This window comes from Streptomyces sp. NBC_00012 (assembly GCF_045040875.1).
Taxonomy (GTDB): Bacteria; Actinomycetota; Actinomycetes; order Streptomycetales; family Streptomycetaceae; genus Streptomyces.
On record NZ_CP108309.1, the window covers coordinates 1,554,084 to 1,572,284 of the forward strand.

The following is an 18,201-nucleotide window of genomic DNA, read 5'->3' on the forward strand; positions in this document are numbered from 1 at the left end:
CGTCCATGTGATGCAGCCGCCACGCGCCCGCGCCATCGGGCAGGGACACCTCGGTCCGCCCCTTCGTGGTCAGTACACGGCCAGCTCGGCGCCGTCCCGCTCGAAGCGGCAGGTGTACGCACTCTGCGCGAGGCCCATGCCGGCGCCGCGGCCGCAGGACACGATCCGGGCACCGTCCAGCCGCCGCTGGAGGCGTGCGATGCGGCGTCCCGCCTCCGTCGGAGGGCCGCCCACCGGCTGAACCACGAGGGGGACCGTCGAGCTGCCCCAGCTGTAGAAGTACATCCGCCGGATGCCGAAGTTGCGGGCGTAGAGCCCGGACAGATAGAAGCGCACCGCGTAGTCACGGGCGCGCCGGGCGCTGAGCGGCGCGCTCAGGGCGACGCTTCTGTCGGGGCCCGTGTTCCACAGCGCGACATCCGACTGCTCCTCCTCGAAGAGCGTGCGCTGCACGCTCGCGGCCAGATCGATGATCTCCTCGGGAGGCCCGTCGGCCTTGCGCGGCGGCATCTTCAGCGCCGCCGCGTCGCACGTCTCGTAGGCACCCGTACGCGCGAACTCCCGCAGCAACCGCTCACCACGCGGTTGCCTGAGATCCCCGAAGGACGGACAGACGACCGTGGCGCCGGGGTCGGCCCGGCGGATGATCCGGGCCGCGCGCTCGACCATCTCCGCGAGGGTCCGGATGGTTCCGGCGTAGTGGAGCCGGTGGCTCGGGTAGTCCCACAGTTCGTACGCCTCGATACGGCCGCGGTAACGCGTCGCGAGCTCCTCGACGAAGCGGTCCCATACGGTCAGGTCGTCCGGGGGCGATGCGAGCGAGTCGCTGTATGCGGACCTGCGGCCGTTCTTCGCGGCCCACAGCGGGGTGCCCGCGACGGTGAACAGCACGGGCAGCCGCTTTCGTTCGGCCGCGTCGACCAGGCGCTGCAGCGTGGTCCAGTCGTAGCGTCCCCGGCGGCGCTCGATGCTGCCCCAACGGGTTCCGCTCTCCCACAGCCGGACGGATCCCGCGCGGGAACCGGGCATCTCCCCCGTGTCGGTGTTGAGCGTCAGACCGTAGAACTCCTCGGGGACGCGGCGCGGCGACAGCGCCCAGGCGGGACCCTCGAACCGCTGCCGGCCGCCCGGTTCTCCGACGGAGACGCCGCGGACCGGACTGCCGCGGCCTTCGCGACCGCTGTCGTACGAGACCGTCCCGGCCATCAGGACGACGAGGACCAGGAACAGGGCCAGGGTCCGCGATCGGCCGAAGTCGCGCGACGGCGCCGCAGGACCCGCGGGCACCGTCTCGGCGGGATGCTCCGGACCTTCGGACCCGTCATGCGCTGGCGGCCGCCGGTGCTGGAGGCGGACTATCCGGTCGACAAGGAAGTGCACCTGCGGGGCCGGGGGCTGCTGTTGATCCCGTCGTACTTCTGCCGGCGGACCCCGGTCGCGCTGGCCGACGCCTCGCTGCCGCCGACCCTCGTCTACCCGGCGCGGATCCCGGAGCCGCGGTCCGCGCCGCTCACCGGGCCGACGCACGCGCGCCTGGAGGCCCTTGCGCGGCTTCTCGGGCACACCCGGGCAGCGGTACTGGAATCCCTCGGCCGCAGCTGCACGACCAGCGAACTGGCCCGGCGGGCAGGAGTCTCACTGTCCTCGGCGAGCGAGCACGCGGCTGTGTTGCGCAATGCCGGTCTGATCTCCAGCAGTCGTCAACGCAACTGTGTGCGGCACGCGCTGACACCCATGGGCGTGGCGCTGCTCGACGACCGCGCCACCGGACAGCCCCGCTCCGCCGCGGCCTGAGCTTGTTCTTCATCCGGTTCGGCGCGGTGTCGTTCAGGTCCGCGCGGTGTCGTTCAGGTGCGTTTGAAGAACTCGATCTCCCCGACCGCGATCGGCCGTCCCTCGCCCTGGCCCGCGGCGGCCTTCAGCACGAGCCGGACGGAGACGACATCGCTGATGCCGGTCCGTACCGTCTGCCGGCCCGGTTTGTCGGTGAGCGTCACCGCCTTCTTCCGGGCCTCGCCGTCCTTCGTGGTGACGATCAGCTCGGCCTCGGTGGGCCTGGCGCCCTGCCGGAATTCCTCGGGTTTCGTCGACACACCGGTGTACACCACGACGCCCACCAGCCTGAACGGCTTGTCGAAGGCGCACGTCAGGGACGAGCCGAGTGCGGGTGCGCCCCAGTACCTGTTGGTCAGCCCGTCGATGGCGGCGGATGCCGGGTGGCCGGGGGCCTGGGCGCTCGCGGTGGCCTTGGCCGGGCTGATCTCCGCCGTTCCGCCGAGCTTGTCCCGCACGTCCTCGAATACGTAGCGCCCGGCCGGTACGAGCAGGAAACCCGCGAACAGCAGCCCGACGACCACCAGCGCCAGCACGGTCCGCCGAAGCGCCCGGCCCGATCCGCTCCTCACCCGGCGGCGGAATGGCCACACCGTGCGCCACCACGGCAGCGGCACGGACTGCTCCCTGCTCTGCAACGGTGCGGCGCAGCGACGGCAGAACTTGCGTCCGGGCAGGTTCGGGGTGCCGCATGCCGGGCACGGCGGCCCGTCCGGCTCCTCGTCCGCCGTCACGGGCCGCACGACGGGCCGCCGGGTGATCGGCTCGGCCGGCTGCACCGCGCCCACGGACTCGTCCGGAGCCGGTCGTTCCGGACGTACGGGGGCCGGCTGCGCGGGCGGTTCCGGGCGCACGGGGGCCGGCTGGACCGGTCGCGCGGGCGGTGCCGGTGCCGCTGCGGGTGGTACCGGATCGGGTGGTACCGGTGCGGGCGGTGCGGCGGATTCCGGCGCCGGCGGCTCCGGGCGTGCGGAGGGCGAGGCTCCGGCCGCAGGGGTCCCGGTCGCCGGGACCGTGCCGGTCGCGGGCTCAGGCGGAGTGACCGTCGCGGGCTCTGGCGGAGTGACCGTCGCGGGCTCGGCGGCTGGGCGCGCCGGTGCTGACGGACCGGCAGGATCCGCTGCCGGGGCGGCCGGTCCCGTTGCAGGGCCGGAAGGTTGCGCCCTTTGGCCGGCCGGTCCCGTCACGGGGGCTGCCGGTCCCGATATGGGGGCTGCCGGTCCCGATATGGGGGCTGCCGGTCCCGTCACGGGTGCGGAAGGTTCCGCCCCGGGGGCGGCCGGTTCCGTCGTGGCGGGAGGGGTTCGCGGCGTCCGGGAGGACCAGCCCAGGTAGGAGCCGCAGTTCCCGCAGAATTCGTCGTCCTCGCGGTTGGCGGTACCGCACGCCGGACACGAGCGCATCGTGTCAGCCTCCTGTCTCGTCCGGTGGGCCCGGCAGAATCTCCACCCGGCATGTGAGGTGTACGGGGCACGAGGCGGCGACGACGTCCCGGACGCGGTTCGCGTCCACAGGTCCGCCGCGCGGCGCCCAGACCCGTACCAGCAGTTCCCCGGTCGGGGCCGGGGGCAGCGCGGCGCCCGGCTGTGACGACCACACGGCGCCGCCGCCGTCCCGGATGTCGGCGTGCACACCGAAGCAGAGCCGGAGTTGTTCGATCAGGCCCCGGCGGGTGCCGCGCCACCGGTGCAGCTCGACGGCGCGGGCGATGACGGCCCGCCGCAGCTCCTCGGGCCACGCCGGATCGACCTCGGCCGCCACCCAGGACGACAGCCAGGGCAGGAAGTCGGCCGGGGCCAGCGACGGGTCGAAGTAGGCCGGGAGGTTGTCCAGGGTGGACAGGACCGGTGCCAGGACGGTGTCGAGGCCCGCGGTGAAGCGCTGGGCCAGGTCGTCGTCCGCGTACAGCGCCGGCAGCAGCCCGCCGATCGGATAGCGGCTGGCGAGCCCGGGTACCGCAGCCCTGGTCATGAGCCGTCACCGGCCGTGCTCGCGATGACCTCGACCTGGTGCTGGTGCGAGAAGACCAGGGCGCCAGGGGCGACATCGATCCGGTCGACCGCCGCCCCGCGCCGGCCGGTGATCGGGTCCGCGGGGAACAGCCGCACCTCCTCCACCAGGCCCACCCCCCGCACGCCCTGGAGCACGGCGAAGATCTCGCCGTACTGCACCGGCCTGCCGAAGGGCCACCCGGTCCCGTCCGCCCCGCCACGCAGTGGGTCGATGTGGCCGAACAGCGCCGCGATCGCGTCCGCGCGGACCCGGTCCACGTCAGCTCCGTTCGCCACCAGTCTGGCGACCACCGTGACGCCCTGGTACGCGGGCGGCTCCACCACCAGCCGGGTGCCGACCAGGCGCCGTTCGTCGAGCCGTGCCGTGACCGTGGAGAGCACGGAGTCGGACGGGATCAGCTGCTCGAACCGCAGCTGACCGCCCTCGTCGATGACCGCGTCGGGCACCACCAGTACCCGTACCGCGCCCCCCTCCCCCGCGACGGCGGGCACGCACCGGACCCTGCGCAGGGAGGGTGCGGCCTCGCGGGCGATGGCCTCGTGATCCCCGGCCGTGACCGCCCGCTCCTGCACCCGCAGGATGTTGGGCGCCCGGACCTTCGCGTTCTCCACGGTCTCGCCGTCGACCCCGCCCCGGGCCGCCTCGCGGTTGTCCACGCCCGCCACGTACGGCACCGAGCTGCGCAGTACGCAGATGGCGCCGCGGGCGACGTTCCCGGCCGCCCCGCCGCCGGTCCGGTAGCGGGGGACCCGCAGTTGTGCGCCCTTCTCGGGCACCGCACCGTAGGAGCGCATCGTGCCGTCCGGTTCGCGCACCTCCGGCGGGAACGCGAACTCGCCGGAGGCGGCGTCGATCCGCACATGCCGGTCGTGCGGCGAGGAGGCGCCGAAGTGCTCCACGGCGGTCCAGACCTGCCAGCCCTCCGCGGAGGACACCTGGACGACCGGCGGCTCCCCGTCCAGCAGCAACGGCGCCCGGCTCACGGAGAACCGCTGCCCGGCGACGCCCTCGGACGTGCCGAGCGGAACGTCGAGGACGGTCTCCGCGTGTTCCACGCCCGTCGTGCCGCCGACGGTGAACACCTCGGCCTCCCGGATCGTCGGCGACTCGGAGTAGAACGGCTGGCCCGGCTCCGGCGCGGTGACCCGGCAGCGCAGCCATCCCGCCCGGACCCCCGCGGTCACCGAGGCGGTGTGCCCGGCGGGGACGAACACGATGATCTCGCCGGGCCTGTTGAGCCCGCCGGTACTGTCGGTGCCGGTCCGGCAGGTGACCCAACGGGCCCCGTCCCACGCCTCCCAGACCAGTGGGGGCTGGCGCGGGTCGACGCCGACGCCCTCCACCCGGCTGTCCAGACGCACCGCGACGATGCACCGGGGGACGGCGGTGGGCAGCCCGAACAGCAGGGCGTCACCGGGTTCCGGCCGTGGCTGGAAGCACGGGATGTCCTTGCCCGCGCCGAGCGGTGCGGTGCGGTCGGTCTGATCGCCCGACACCGGAGCGGTGACCAGCCGGATCAGCGAACTCGGCACGACCGGCAGCTCCTCGGAGGTCGAGAACACCACCGCTTCCTCGGCCTCGCCGCGTGAGGTGGCGACCTCCGTACCCGCCGGGAGCCGCACCGTCTCCGGCTGCGGCGCGGAGAGCCAGAAGTCGACCTCCGCCCGCGCCACCGTCGGCGGGAAGAGCGTGACGCCCAGCAGGTCGAGGAAGGCCGAGTAGTTCTTGTCCGGGACCCGGTTCAGCCGGTACAGCAGCTGGTCGACCATGTACGCGAAGGTCTCGATGAGCGTGACCCCGGGGTCCGACACATTGTGGTCGGTCCACTCGGGAGAGCGCTGCTGGACGTACCGCTTGGCCTCGTCGACGAGTTGCTGGAAGCGCCGGTCGTCCAGGTTGGGTGCGGGCAGGGCCATCAGCGCACTCCCGATTCTTCGGAGCCCTCGGAGGACGGAATGGTGTAGAAGGGGAAGACGAGGTTGCGCAGGTCGTTAGTTGCCCGCACGGTGTAGTGCACGTCGATGTACAGGGTGCCCTCCTCGATGGCGTCGAACGCGATCACCACGTCGGTCACCTCGATGCGCGGCTCCCACCGCTCCAGTGATGTGCGGACCTCCTGGGCGATGCGCCCGGCGGTGGCGCCGTCACCGGGCGCGAAGACGTAGTCGTGGATGCCGCAGCCGAACTCCGGGCGCATCGGCCGCTCGCCCGGCGCCGTACCGAGGACCAGTCCGATCGCCTCCTCGATCTCCCGGTCCCGCTCGACCATGCCGATGCCGCCCGTGGCGCCGACCCGCAGCGGGAAGCCCCAGCCGCGTCCGATGAATCCGCCGCCACTCACACCGGGCCCCCGATCAGTACGTTCAGCGCACCGCTGATGATGGGCGCGCCGCAGCTGGTGTTGTCCCTCATCCGGGCGGCGGGCAGCCCGCCGATCAGGACCTGGCCGGTGACCGCGGCGGCCGGGTTGGGCATGATCACGTTCCCCGGTCCGAGCGCGGCGTGCGGGGGAACGACGCACACGTGCAGGCTCCCGGTGACGGCCGCCGGCCGGCCGCCGATCAGCACGGTGGCGACGGCCACCGCACCCGGGGGCGGGGTGCCGATGAGGCCGCCGTGGGCGGTGCTGTCGCCCGTGCGGGCTGCGGGGGGCATGGCCGGTCTTCTCCTTGCTGGGAAAGGGACTTCTGGAGGTGTCGGAGGGTTGATGGGGGTGTCGGAGAGTTGGTGGGGGTGTCAGTTGATCCTGATGAGCTTGGCCTTGAGCACGCCGAGCAGTCCGCCGTCGATCGTGACGCCCGTCTTGCCGTTGACGGTCACCGAGCTGCCCTTGATGTTCACGTCCCCCGTACCGGCGTCGAGGGTGATCCCGGACGAGGAGAGGGTCACCGAGCTCAACGCGCGGGTGCCGCCGCGGGCGAACACCGTCAGGGCGATCTCGCCCCGCCGTTCGTCCAGTGTGATGTCGAGCCGCTTGTCGCCGGTGGCGAGCCGGACACCGGACGGTCCGCGCGGGGCGTCCAGCAGTTCGAGCCGGTTGCCCGAACGGGACACCAGTGAACGGCGGTTGACCTTGCCACTGGTCGGGTCGACCAGCGGAACGTCGTGGGGCGAGGGCTTGTCGACCCCGTTGTAGAGGCCGCCCAGCACATAGGGGCTGTCCAGCAGCCCCTGCTCGAACCCGACGAGCACCTCGTCGTTGACCTCGGGGCTGAACACCCCGCCGCCGCCCTGGCCGCCCCACTGCACCGTCCGGACCCAGTCGGTCACATAGGTGTCGTCGAGCCAGGGGAACTTCAGCCGAACCCAGCCCCGTTCGGTCTTGCCCTCGCGGATGTCGGTGACCACGCCGATGGCGAGCCCCGGCATGCGCGGGCCGCGCGCGGGCGCGTCGGAGCCGCTGGTCAGTCCCGCCAGCGAGCGGTCGGGCGCCGCGCTCACCAGCACGGTGGTGCGGTAACCACCGTGCGGTTCGAGCACGTGGTGCACGGCGGTCGCCGTGTAGCGCCCGGCGAACGCGGGCCCGACGTTGCCGAGCGCCACCGGCAGGCCCGCCCGCAGCTGGGGGTTGCCCTCGGCGACGGCCTCGATCTCGCCGAATCCGGAGCTCACCGAGGCGGCCACCGATCCGGCCACGGCCCTGACCTCGGCCTGGGTCCGGTACGGGGTGTCGGCGACCGTCATCCGCGCGTTCGGGCCGAACGCTCCGGCTGCCACCGACGGGCTCATCCCGGGGGACACGGTGTCGCTGCGGATGGACTGTTCGCGGGCCACCAGCCGCGTCTTGGTGTCGACGTTCCAGCCGCGCACCTCCACACTGTCCGCCCCGTCCGCACCGGTCAGCACGGCCCGTAGGGCCAGCAGGTTGCGCCCGTACTCCAGGACCATCGGGTGGCGGGTGGCGGAAGTGGACGGCGAGGGTGCCGACGACGCGGGCTTCGGCTTCACGAACTGCAACAGGCCCTTGTCGTCCACCCGTACGTGCGCACCGCTCTCGCCCGCGAGGTACTGGAGGAACTCCCAGTCCGAGACGTTGGGCTGGGTCAGCTGCTTGTACGTGATCGGGGCGGCCTCGATCTTTCCGCAGGCCAGCCCGGCACCCGAGGCGACCTTGCGGACGATGTCGGCGGTCTTCATGTTGCGGAAGGCCACCACCTTCCGGCCGCGCTGGAGCCGGTGTGCCTTGGAGAAGGCGCGCACCACCGTGAACGAACCGGTGGTGTCGCTGTCCAGCTCGACAGCCGTGACCTCGCCGGTGAACAGCCGCTCGCGCACCCGCTCCTGCACGGTGACCACGGAGATCTTCAGCGGAGTGCCGATGGTGATTCCGGTGGCGGTGAGCAGCTTGTGATCGGGGTCCCGGTACATCAGCACGGCGGTGTCCGGCAGGCCGACGTTCTCGTCCACCACACAGCTCACCAGCTGGGCCGCCCAGGCCGCAGGCAGCTCACCGGGGGCCTCGACGATCGGGTCCGCGGCGAAGGAACGGCCGGCGGCGGTCACCGGCCACCCTCCGGAGCGTGGTCTTCCAGTCCGGGCACGACCAGCTCCCTGCCGGGGATCAACTGCATCGGGTCGTCGACGTCGTTGGCCTCGGCGATGGTGCGCCACGCGGTGGCGTCGCCGTACTCCCGCCAGGCGAGCAGCGGCAGGCTGTCACCGGCGACCACCCGGTGGGTACGGCGCGCCTCCCGCGAGCCCGAGGTGGGGTTCTGGCCGGCCGGATCGACGCTCGCCTCCTCGATCGAGAGCGAGCAGGTGGCGCGCAGTGGCTTCCCGTCCACGTCGAACAAGGTGTACGAGACGGAGAGGTTGGACATCACGCCGTCGAACGAGGTCGTCTTCGACGTGCCCCAGTCGAAGCGGACCCAGGGGCTGGCAGGCGTCTTGCGGGCCAGGCTGCTCGGGGTGGGGACACATGCCGTCATGAGCTGTTCCACCGCCTTCTCCACCGAGTTGTCATGGGTGGCGGTGGAGTCCAGGAAGACTTCCAGGGACAACGACCGGGGCCCGCTGCCCACGAATTCGGGCAGCGCGGACTGCCCGGCCATCCGGGACGGCGTACGCCGCCACTCGGTGCTCTTGCTCAGCGACAGCTTCGCGGGGTTGAACTGCAACGTGAGCCGGGCGAGGTTCCCGCCCGGCTTGGCGCCGACGGTGGTCGGCGGTTCCATGATGGTCAGCTGGGCGCGAGCACGGCTCGTACGGACAGCGGGTGACATTGCGCTCCTCCTTCCCGATCTTCTCTGCTACCTGTGACTACGGCCTTTGTGCGGCACGGGACATGACGACACATCAGGACGGTTCCAGACCCTCGTGCGCGATCTCCAGGGTCTCGATCGCCGCCTGGGAGCTGGCGGGGTCGAAGGACGGCCCCTGCCAGCGGACCGGCACGATGCCGTGCACCTGCCAGCTGATGATGCGGCTGAGGTCCGGACGGAGCGCGACGATCTCGCCGTCCTTGGGCTCGACCCGCTGGATCGTCTCGTTCAGCCATCGGGCGATCTTGAGCGTGTCGGCGGTGACGGGGCGGGTCAGTGTGATGTTGGTCCAGGTGATCCGCCCCGGCAACTGCCAGGTGAAACCGTTGTTGCCGCCCTCGGCGTACTGTTCCATCTCCACTTCGGCGCCCAGACCCGAGCAGGTGTGGAAGGCCCCCAGGTCGCTTCCTCCGATGACGAGCTTGAAGAACACACTCGTCGCGAAGATGTTGTCCGTCATGTGCTTCTCTTCTTCTCTGCTGTTGCCACGTACGTTGCGGAGGGAGCCGGACCGTTGTCAGCGGCGGCCGTCGTGCAGCCGTCCGGTACGTTCCCGCCCTCTGCGCAGGTCCGCGCGGATCAGCCGGCTCACCGGATCGATCAGCCGACGGGCCAGTTCCTCGATGTCCGCCCCGGTGACCCGGTGCGCGGCCGGCGGCTCCGCGGTGGCCGCCGGTCCGGTCGGCCTGGTCCTGCCCGGCGGCTCGGCGCGCTGCACCGGGGCCGCCCGCACCGGAACGCCGGTGATCCCGGCGTCGGCCGCCGCGCGCTGAAGCACCTCGGCCGTGGCGGAGGAGGCGCGGGCCCCGGCGGCCGGAGGCTGACTCGCGACCGGCGTCGGGGGCGGGTTCGGGTTCGGTGTGCGTTGTGGAATCCGTACCGCGAGGGGCGGAGGTCCGGTGGTCGCGGACATGACGGACTCGGGCACCGGTCCGGTGGTCGCGGGGGCAGCCGATTCCGGCACCACCGGGAATGCCATTCGCTGGACGGGTACAGCAGTTGCTCCTGGCCGGCCCGTCCCGGGCGGATGCGGGCGCACAACCGGGACCGGCCGGGTGGCGGACGGTGCGGACGTCATGGTGGGCGCCCCGGGCGGGGTGCCGGGTACGGGGCTGCGGGGTGCCGGGGGCGGCGGTGCGGGCTGCGACTCCGCGGGGCCCTGCCCCGGAGGGAGTACGCCGGGCGACGACGGTGGCGTCGTCACGCCGCCGCGTGGCGAACGCTGTACGAGCCGCAGGAGCGAGCGGGCTGCCGCCGGTCCTCGGCCGGGGCTCCGGTCGGTTCCGGCTCCCGCTCCGGGTCGTGTGACGCGGCCGGGGTCACCGGCGGACGTGCGGCCCGAGGGCGTCCCGCTGCTCCGGATGGTGCCGGGCGACGGGCTTCCGGACACGAGACGTTGGACGGTGCCACCCGGCACCGCGCCCCGGGGTGCCGGCCCGCCGGCGCTCGACCCACCGGGCGCCGGACCTGGGCCGGTCCCACGGGGCCGGTGGGGCGGAGTGGGTCCGGCGGGGCGGGTGGGTGCGTGAGGAGCCGATCGCCCGGGTGCTGCGTCCGGCTGTGCGCGGTGCTCCCCGGTACGCGTGCTCCCGCGCCCCGGTGACGGCGCCGGCCCCTGCGACGGCGAAGCATCATGTCCGGACTGCGGTGCATCACGACGCCAGGTGGCTGCCACGACCGGCCGGGCCGTGCTGCCGCCCGCCGCCGTCGGTCCCGAGAAGCCCTCGGCCGAGCCGGTGCTCACGTCCAGGGCCCTGGCCGCGAGGAGGGCCCGCGACCGCTGAACGGCCGGCGTCGATCCCCCGGGGCCGGCCGCGGGTCCGGTTGACCGTCCCTTCTCCCGCTCCGGGGCGATCCTCCGGACACGTACCGGCGCAGCGGGTGCGGACGGAGACGGGGCAACGAGGGGCGTGTTCGGACGTGTGGGGTCCGCCGCGCGCTGGACGGCGGCGGATTCCGGTGTGGACGCGCCCGGCCGAGCGGGCACGCCTGGCGAGCGCACCGGCATCTCGGCGGGCGCGTTCAGGGCCTTCGACGCCGGCTCGGCCGATACCGAGGGCGAGAGCTGGAGCGGGGCCGTTCCGGGCCCTCCCGCCGACGCCGTGTTCCGCCGAGGGCCCGTGCTTTCCGGCTGCGCCCTGCGGCGGTCACCGAGCAGCGGTGCGTCGCTCCCGAGCCTGGCGGTCGACGGAAGCGAGGTGAGCGGGGCGCCGATCCCGCCACGGGCGCGAGCCGGTGGGCCGGACGAATCCGGCTGAGACGGCTGAGACGGCTGAGACGGCTGCGGAGCCTGGGCCTTCGGGACCCGACCGTCCGAGGACGGCGACTGACGCACCGATGGCTTCGTCGCCTCCGGCGACGGCGTGATCGCAGCAGGAGCCGCCGCGTCCGACGACGCCTGGCGTTGCAGCACGGGCATGCCGGCTGCCTCCTGCCCCGCCGGGGCGGACGGCACAACCCCGCCCGGCGCCGTCGCGCCGGCGGCCACCGCCCCGATGGGCAGCTCCCGCAGGGGCTTGCCCAGAGCGGGACGTACCGCTGCGGCAGTCGGCTTGTCAGCGGCAGCAGTGGCAGTGGCAGTGGCAGTGGCAGCAGGCTGATCGACGGCGAGGTCCGTCGGCACGGCGGCGGTGGACGCGGTGCCGACGGTGGTGACGGGGGTGGCCGGTGCGGAAGCCATGGGCGGCAGGACCCCGGCGATCCGCCGCAAGGCCATCGCCGGGCGCCGGGCGATGATCAGGGGCGGAGCGGTACGCCGAGGACGTACGGCGGCGGGCCGGGCCTGCTGGAGCGGAACCGGTGCCGGTGCGGTGCCCGCGGTCTGCCGCGACGCCGACGAGGTGGCCGGTCCCCGCGCCGCGTCGGGCTCCGGAGCCGATGGCGTACCGCTCGCCCGGGTCGCCCCTGACGTGGTCTCCCGCGTGGTCGCAGCGTCGCCACGGTTGTGCCGCCCCGGTGCCCCGTTCCCGGAGGACGGAGTGGACGTCGTGGCGCCGTACCTCTGGACGGTCGCGGGGGCCGGCCGCCCGCCTGCCCTGCCGCTGCGGGTCGTGTTGCCCGCCGTCGCGGCTGCCGGGCCCGCCGCGGGTTCCGTCTCCCCGTCCGTCCCGGTCCGGGCGGCACGCAGCAGCAGCGGTCCGCCGGGGGCCGTGGACCGCGCGCCGCCCGGACGGGCGACGCCGTGAATCAGGCCCACCGGCGCGGACGGCAGTACGGCATGGCCGAGTTCGCCCGCGAACGCGAGGTTCTGCCACGAGGCGAGTCCGTCCCGGAACCGCAGACCGTCGCTCACCCCGATCGTGGACCGGGCGACGGTCACCGCCGGCGGTGCGACCCGCCGCCAGCCGCCGTCCCAGCCGCCGTCCCCGGCACCGTCCGGCCGACCTGCCACGCTGTGGCTCCGGTCGGCCTCCGGTTCCGGAGTGACGGCAGCAACGGGTCCGGGGTCGGCACCGGCTCCGGCCCCGTCCCGGTAGGGCGCCGGAGGCTGCCGGCGGTCCCCCCGGCGGAACCAGTTCCCGAGACCCACACGATCACCCGCCTTCGTTGACGCGGGTGTTGATCCGCGCTATCTCCCGTACCCACTCCTGACGCTCGGCGTGGGTGAGGTCGAGAATGTCCTCTCGTGGCCAATGGAAGTGGTAGGCGACGTACGCGATCTCCTCCCGCAGCCGGGGAAGCGCGTACGTCACGATTCCCCCAGGCGCCCACCCGAGAGATCCACCTCGAACGATCCGTGGCACAGCGGGCAGGTCACCGCGGCGTGCGTGTGGCCCTCGCTGTTGATCCGGCGGTAGAAGTCCTGGAGGAACGCCACGTCCGTGGCGTACATCCGCTCGACGACCCCGGCGTGCACATCGGTGATGCTGCCGAGCTGAGTGATCACCTGACTCAGCAACACCACCGACAGATACGCCGGGTTCTCCTTCACCCGCAGGTCGATCTGCGGGCGCAGCTCGTCCCGTGCCGTCGCGAGCCGCATCGAACCGTGCCGATGGACCTGGCCCTCGTCGTCGACGTAGCCGCGCGGAAGCTCGAACTCGAACTCCGTACGCAGCTCCTGCTGGTCCCGGTCACGCTCCCGGGCCCGTGCCGCGGCCGGTGCGGGAGTCTCCTCCTGCGCGGCGGACGGGGTGGAGGCGAGGCTGTCCAGGACTTCGTCGAGCCCGCCCGACGTAACGGTCCTGCGCCTCATTCGACCACGATCTCCTCGAAGGTGATGGTCACCGTCTCCGTCGCGGCACTGGATTCGCCGGCCTTCAGCGAGGGGCCCTCCCACTTGCTGGCCCAGCCCTGCATCAACTGGATGCGCCGGACCGTCTCACCCTTCGAGTCCTTGATCTCGATGGTCAGGTTCTGGCGCGCGGTGTCGACAGCACCGTTGTTGAGCGTCTCCTTGATCCATTTGGTGAACTCGCTGCTCTTGTCGAGTCCTCGGGTGATCGTCACCTCGCCCGCCTGGCGTGCGCCGGGCTGCTTGCGGATGATCTGCTTGCCCTCGGCGGTCACTTGACGGACCTCGACGACTTCCTCCTCGACGGTCAGGCCGCTGATCTCCTGGATCGACTCCACGAGATAGCCGCCGAGCTGCACGCCGAAGACGTGGGTGGAAAGAGCGTCGCCCTCTGCCATGACTCTGTGTCACCTGTTCCGTTTGCGGACCCTGTCGGGTCACTCGTTGACGAGGCTCGTGCTGTCGGAGAACTGCGCGAGGCGGAAGATCACGAACTCCGCGGGCTTCACCGGAGCCACGCCGATCTCGCACACGACCTGGCCGAGGTCGATCGATTCCTGCGGGTTGTTGTCGCGGTCGCACTTGACGTAGAACGCTTCCTCGGCCGTGCGGCCGAAGAGTGCGCCGCGGCGCCACTCCTCGGTGAGGAAGGCCGTGACGTTGCGCCGGATGCTCGACCACAGGCGGTCGTCGTTCGGCTCGAACACCACCCACTGGGTGCCCAAGAGGATCGACTCCTCCAGGTAGTTGAAGAGGCGGCGTACGTTGAGGTAGCGCCAGGCCGGGTCGGACGAGAGGGTTCGCGCGCCCCAGATCCGGATGCCGCGCCCGGGGAAGGCGCGCACGCAGTTGACGCCGATCGGGTTCAGCAGGTCCTGCTCACCCTTGCTGAGGCGGATCTCCAGGTCCAGCGCGCCGCGGATGACCTCGTTGGCGGGGGCCTTGTGCACACCGCGCTCGCCGTCGCTGCGGGCCCAGACGCCGGCCACGTGCCCGCTCGGCGGCACCAGGGAGTTCTGGCCGGTAGCCGGATCGAAGACCTTGACCCACGGGTAGTAGACGGTGGCGTAGCGCGAGTCGTATCCCGCGTCCTCGTTGCGCCAGGTACGGACGCGCTGGGCGTTCATGCCCGGCGGGGTGTCCAGGACGGCGACCCGGTCGCCCATCTGCTCGCAGTGCGAGATCACCGCCAGCTGGACGGCCTTGACGCCGTCGGCGTCGATGTCCCCGCGCTGGTAGGCGCTCATCAGGTCCGGGACGGCGACCATGGTGATCTCGTCGATGGCTTCGAGCCCCGCGAACCCGGTGCGGGCGGCGGCGTCGCCGACGTACTCGGAAGGGTCGAGCCGTGCGACACCGGCTCCGGGGGCGGCAGCGGCGGGCGCGAGGGAGACGCTCTGGTTCTCGGGGCGGGTCTGCGCCGCGCCGGGCTGCTCGGTGACCTTGATGAGCTTGGACTGCCGGGCCTGGGTGACGAGGTAGCCCTTGACGTTCTTGCGGCTGGAGGCGTCGTAGGTCTCCACCACCTTGCCGGCCTGCCGTACCAGCAGCCGGAACCGGTCCTCCGGAGGATTCTCGCCCTCGGCGTCGGCGACCTCGACGGAGAGGTCCGCGCTCGCGCCGGGCCGCGCGGAGACCTGGAACCCCCCGAGGGCGGCGGGCGCGGCCGACCCGGAGACGGACTGCTGCGCCTGGTCCTGCGCGGGACCGCCGATGCGCACGATGTAGGCCGCGCCGCCGCCGTTGGCGAAGTAGCCGTAGACCGCGGGGGTCAGATAGGTGTCGGCGGTGAAAGTGCCGAAGGTCTGGACGTACTGGTCCCAGTTGGTCACCAGCGTCGGCTGGTGGAAAGGGCCGGACTCCGCGAAACCGACGAAGGCTGCGACCGCGGTGCCGACTCCCTCGATGGGCCGCGCACCGGACTGCACCTCCTCCACGTAAACACCCGGGGTGAGGTACGACGGCATGCTTGCTCCTTCGCGTGGTCATTCGTTCGCCGCCGAGTCTTCCCCGGCGGTGGTGGCGGACAGTAGGTCTCAAAGTCCTGGGCACGGGGCAAGGGTGCTGCCTTCCCAGGCACCCGTGGGGCAGGAAATTCTTCCCTTTGCGGGCGGGGCTCGGCGGTCGCCGCATTTCCGGCTCCGGCCGCGTGACAGCGACATGAACGCCGTATTTATGGAAGATGTCGACCGGCAGGGAAATCGACGAAAATCAGCCAGAATTCGCAGGAACCACCTGTCCGTTCGGGATCAGGCGACCGAACTCGCCCTCGACCTGCGCACCCTGACCTTCCGGCGTTCCCCGAGGGGTCTGTGACGTGAAACTCCTCATCCACTGCCGGTGTCACGGGAACCCGGACGACCTGGTCCGCCTCTTGTGTGCACAGGAAAGAGAAACTGCCAAAGGCCGGCAGACCAGGTTTCCTCGATCGGGAATCCTGCTGTTGTCTTCCCCCGCGGGGGAAGCAGGAGGACGGACGCTTTGTTTCTACGGTGCGAGGTCGCTGAGCACACCGCTGACATTGAGCACCTGATGACACTTGGAAGCCTGGGTTCCGGTCGCCGGGGTGCCAGGTTTGTTACAGGTCACGGACGCGGTGACGGTGTCGTTCTGCTGAATCTGGATGGGGGTGACCCAGTGATAGTCCTGGTTGCGGAAGGTCTCCAGAGCGATGGTGGTGATCTTCCGTTCACCGAAGGAGATGGTCAGCACTCCTTCGTCGCCCTGGAAGTTCGCCACCACGATGTCCGTGATCCCGAACACCTTGCCCTCCGGAACCCGGTAGGTCCCCTTCTTCTCGGCCCCGGACCCGGTCTGCACGTCGATGGTCGCCGAGCTCTGCTGGGTGTCCCCGGTCCCACCGTCCGATCCCGAGCTGGAACCGCCCGAGCCGGCGCCCCCGGAGGAATTCGGCTTGCCCTTCCCGTCACCCTTGTCCTGGCCCTGGCCACCGGTCGGGTCACCCGTGCCGCCCGCTGTCGCATCCTGCTTCCCGCCGGGAGGCGTCTTCTCCTGCGCGGCCTCGTTCGCCGCCTGCTTCGCGGTGCTCCGCACCGCGGGCCTCACCAGCGCGAACCACGCGAGCAGCAGTGCGAGCAGCGCGGCCAGGACGATCAGCAACCACCGGGGCAGCACCGGCAGTTGAGCGAACTCACCGGGCAGCGTCTCGGTGCGGCCGGGCTGCTCGCCGTCGCTGTCCCGTTCGGTGCTCTCGGCCGCCTCGACCTCGAACGGCCAGGCGACCGGCTTCCCGAACCAGATCAGCTTCCGGGCCCGCACCCGCAGGCCCACCTCCGCGGACTCACCGGGTTCCAGGCGCTGTTGGCCCTGGGTGAAGGACAGGCGGAGTTCCTCCCCGGCCTGCTTGCCGACGAGAGCGACATCGACCGCGGTGTTCCCCCTGTTCTGCACCGCGGCCCGGAAGCGGGCGCCCAGCCAGCCGGAGCGGCGGCGCGGATCGAGCTCCGCCCGGAGTTCGTGGAAGGGCCCGACGATCACCGTGGCCTCGGGGACCGCCACCGACTCGGGGTGCTCGGCGGGCAGGACGCGGACGCCCAGGGGTATCTCGCCGGCCCGGACCTCGTGGGATCTGGGCGGCGCGAGCCGTACGGTCACCACTTCGGAGGTGCCCGGGTACAGGGACACGCGGGCCGGCTCGACGGTGCTCCAAGCGGCGCAGTCGCCGACCACTTCGAGCGTGTACGCCTCGACGATGTCGCCGTCGTTGCGCACGGTCAGGGTCGTCGTCGCTTCGGTGCCGGGCGACACCGTCACCGTGGGCGTTTCGAGTTCGGCAGATGTGGTCACGATGCGACGTTAGGCCGAACCCCCGGCGGTGCAGCAGAGACGCGAGGGCAACGAACGGGCACGGGTGGTGCCCCGGCGGCCCAACGGCACGATGCCCCGGCGAGCCCTCCCCGGGCCCGGTCACCCTGCCGGAGGGCGACGCGGTCGAGATCGGAACCAGGCGTATCGGACGGAAGCAGCCGAGGAAGACGGGCACGTAGAAGAATGACGACGACAGCAGCAGAAACGAACGACCGAGCAGTGGGCAGCGGCCTGTTCCACAGGTCCGCCGCGTCGGCGTACGCCCCCGGTGGGGGCACCCCCGCGGCCTCCGGGGGCAGAGTCTCCGTGGCGGTCTACGCGGAGGACCTGATCCTGCAGACCGGTGTGGTGCATCAATTACGTCCACGGCCCGAAATAGAGCTGATAGCCGAGTCCGAGGCGGACCGGGCCCAAGTCTCCCTGGTGGTGGTGGACATGGTGAACGAGCCCACCGTCCAGCTTCTGAACCGCCTCCAGCGCAACACCTCGACCCGCACCGGACTCGTCGTCGGCTTCTTCGAATCGGGTGCGCTCCAGACCATGATCGAGTGCGGTGTCGCAGCCGTGCTGAGGCGCGGGGAGGCCGACCAGGACAGTCTCGTCCATCTGGTGACTGCGATGGCCAACGGAGAAGGAGTGCTGCCGGGCGACCTGCTCGGAAAGCTCCTCACCCATGTCAGCAGCCTCCAGCGCACGGTCCTCGACCCCCGGGGACTCTCGCTCTCCACCCTCACGACGCGGGAGGCGGAGATGATCAGGCTGGTGTCGGAGGGCTACGGCACCGCGGAGATCGCGCAGAAGACCTCGTACTCCGAACGCACCGTCAAGAACGTGCTGCACGAGGTGGCGACCCGGCTCGAACTGCGCAACCGGGCCCATGCCGTCGGCTACGCCATGCGACACGGACTCATCTGAGCCCTGGTGCGGGCTCCCGGGCGGACGGCGTGGCGACGTCGCCGCACGGGGGCGCGCCGGTTCCGGCGGCAGGAGCGGCCGGGCGGGGCAGGAAGGCGCCGCAAAGGGCAACCGTCC

18 protein-coding genes and 1 pseudogene are annotated in these 18,201 nt (G+C 71.9%); 3 read left to right on the forward strand and 16 right to left on the reverse strand.

The features are described from left to right. Positions 1 to 69 precede the first annotated feature (69 nt). The gene (locus OHA19_RS07235; protein ID WP_405718516.1) at positions 70 to 1,287 is read right to left on the reverse strand and encodes a hypothetical protein; all 1,218 of its coding nucleotides are present in this window, start codon (positions 1,285 to 1,287) and stop codon (positions 70 to 72) included. A 12-nt stretch (positions 1,288 to 1,299) separates the two neighbouring features. Here OHA19_RS07235 and OHA19_RS07240 point away from each other — a divergent pair, with 12 nt between their 5' ends. After that, positions 1,300 to 1,794, forward strand: coding sequence for an ArsR/SmtB family transcription factor (locus OHA19_RS07240; protein WP_405718514.1), 495 nt, complete (start codon positions 1,300 to 1,302; stop codon positions 1,792 to 1,794). A 53-nt stretch (positions 1,795 to 1,847) separates the two neighbouring features. Here OHA19_RS07240 and OHA19_RS07245 read toward each other — a convergent pair whose 3' ends face one another. From OHA19_RS07245 to OHA19_RS07290, 10 genes and pseudogenes are all read right to left on the reverse strand, one after another. After that, positions 1,848 to 2,621 carry an NADase-type glycan-binding domain-containing protein gene (locus OHA19_RS07245; RefSeq protein WP_405721989.1) on the reverse strand — a complete coding sequence of 258 codons (774 nt, stop codon included), beginning with the start codon at positions 2,619 to 2,621 and terminating at the stop codon, positions 1,848 to 1,850. A 552-nt stretch (positions 2,622 to 3,173) separates the two neighbouring features. Then, positions 3,174 to 3,236: pseudogene (locus OHA19_RS07250) on the reverse strand (zinc ribbon domain-containing protein); the annotation flags it as partial. 4 nt (positions 3,237 to 3,240) lie between these two features. Continuing rightward, positions 3,241 to 3,804: a phage tail protein I gene (locus OHA19_RS07255; protein ID WP_405718512.1), complete on the reverse strand. Its 564-nt coding sequence runs from the start codon at positions 3,802 to 3,804 to the stop codon at positions 3,241 to 3,243. Next, a complete protein-coding gene (locus OHA19_RS07260) occupies positions 3,801 to 5,762 on the reverse strand; it encodes a putative baseplate assembly protein (protein ID WP_405718510.1) in 1,962 nt (653 codons plus the stop codon). Before OHA19_RS07260 ends, OHA19_RS07255 begins: the two co-directional genes overlap by 4 nt. Continuing rightward, entirely contained in the window at positions 5,762 to 6,187 is a 426-nt protein-coding gene (locus OHA19_RS07265) for a GPW/gp25 family protein (protein WP_405718507.1), read from the reverse strand. The genes OHA19_RS07260 and OHA19_RS07265 overlap by 1 nt, the downstream gene beginning before the upstream one ends. After that, complete coding sequence (locus OHA19_RS07270) at positions 6,184 to 6,501, reverse strand: PAAR domain-containing protein (RefSeq protein WP_266430811.1); 318 nt, start codon at positions 6,499 to 6,501, stop codon at positions 6,184 to 6,186. Before OHA19_RS07270 ends, OHA19_RS07265 begins: the two co-directional genes overlap by 4 nt. Positions 6,502 to 6,582: 81 nt before the next feature. Further along, a complete protein-coding gene (locus tag OHA19_RS07275) occupies positions 6,583 to 8,349 on the reverse strand; it encodes a VgrG-related protein (RefSeq protein ID WP_405749716.1) in 1,767 nt (588 codons plus the stop codon). Next, a complete protein-coding gene (locus OHA19_RS07280) occupies positions 8,346 to 9,068 on the reverse strand; it encodes a LysM peptidoglycan-binding domain-containing protein (protein ID WP_405718499.1) in 723 nt (240 codons plus the stop codon). The genes OHA19_RS07275 and OHA19_RS07280 overlap by 4 nt, the downstream gene beginning before the upstream one ends. A gap of 73 nt (positions 9,069 to 9,141) precedes the next feature. Continuing rightward, complete coding sequence (locus OHA19_RS07285) at positions 9,142 to 9,567, reverse strand: phage tail protein (RefSeq protein WP_266430804.1); 426 nt, start codon at positions 9,565 to 9,567, stop codon at positions 9,142 to 9,144. Positions 9,568 to 9,624: 57 nt separating this feature from the next. Continuing rightward, positions 9,625 to 10,035: a hypothetical protein gene (locus OHA19_RS07290; protein ID WP_405749718.1), complete on the reverse strand. Its 411-nt coding sequence runs from the start codon at positions 10,033 to 10,035 to the stop codon at positions 9,625 to 9,627. Positions 10,036 to 11,746: 1,711 nt separating this feature from the next. On the opposite strand from OHA19_RS07290, the gene OHA19_RS07295 reads away from it, so the two are divergent. Next, a complete protein-coding gene (locus tag OHA19_RS07295) occupies positions 11,747 to 12,292 on the forward strand; it encodes a hypothetical protein (RefSeq protein ID WP_405749719.1) in 546 nt (181 codons plus the stop codon). A gap of 348 nt (positions 12,293 to 12,640) precedes the next feature. Here OHA19_RS07295 and OHA19_RS07300 read toward each other — a convergent pair whose 3' ends face one another. From OHA19_RS07300 to OHA19_RS07320, 5 genes are all read right to left on the reverse strand, one after another. Further along, positions 12,641 to 12,799, reverse strand: a complete 159-nt coding sequence (locus OHA19_RS07300) for a DUF6760 family protein (RefSeq protein WP_164495324.1) — start codon at positions 12,797 to 12,799, stop codon at positions 12,641 to 12,643. Then, positions 12,796 to 13,302 carry a hypothetical protein gene (locus tag OHA19_RS07305; RefSeq protein ID WP_405718493.1) on the reverse strand — a complete coding sequence of 169 codons (507 nt, stop codon included), beginning with the start codon at positions 13,300 to 13,302 and terminating at the stop codon, positions 12,796 to 12,798. Before OHA19_RS07305 ends, OHA19_RS07300 begins: the two co-directional genes overlap by 4 nt. Continuing rightward, positions 13,299 to 13,739 carry a phage tail protein gene (locus tag OHA19_RS07310; RefSeq protein ID WP_124720830.1) on the reverse strand — a complete coding sequence of 147 codons (441 nt, stop codon included), beginning with the start codon at positions 13,737 to 13,739 and terminating at the stop codon, positions 13,299 to 13,301. The genes OHA19_RS07305 and OHA19_RS07310 overlap by 4 nt, the downstream gene beginning before the upstream one ends. 39 nt (positions 13,740 to 13,778) lie before the next feature. Next, positions 13,779 to 15,308 carry a phage tail sheath family protein gene (locus tag OHA19_RS07315; protein WP_405718491.1) on the reverse strand — a complete coding sequence of 510 codons (1,530 nt, stop codon included), beginning with the start codon at positions 15,306 to 15,308 and terminating at the stop codon, positions 13,779 to 13,781. A 520-nt stretch (positions 15,309 to 15,828) separates the two neighbouring features. After that, the gene (locus tag OHA19_RS07320) at positions 15,829 to 17,148 is read right to left on the reverse strand and encodes a hydrolytic protein (RefSeq protein WP_405718488.1); all 1,320 of its coding nucleotides are present in this window, start codon (positions 17,146 to 17,148) and stop codon (positions 15,829 to 15,831) included. Positions 17,149 to 17,352: 204 nt separating this feature from the next. Here OHA19_RS07320 and OHA19_RS07325 point away from each other — a divergent pair, with 204 nt between their 5' ends. Further along, positions 17,353 to 18,084, forward strand: coding sequence for a response regulator transcription factor (locus OHA19_RS07325; RefSeq protein WP_405718486.1), 732 nt, complete (start codon positions 17,353 to 17,355; stop codon positions 18,082 to 18,084). The last annotated feature ends 117 nt before the right edge of the window (positions 18,085 to 18,201 follow it).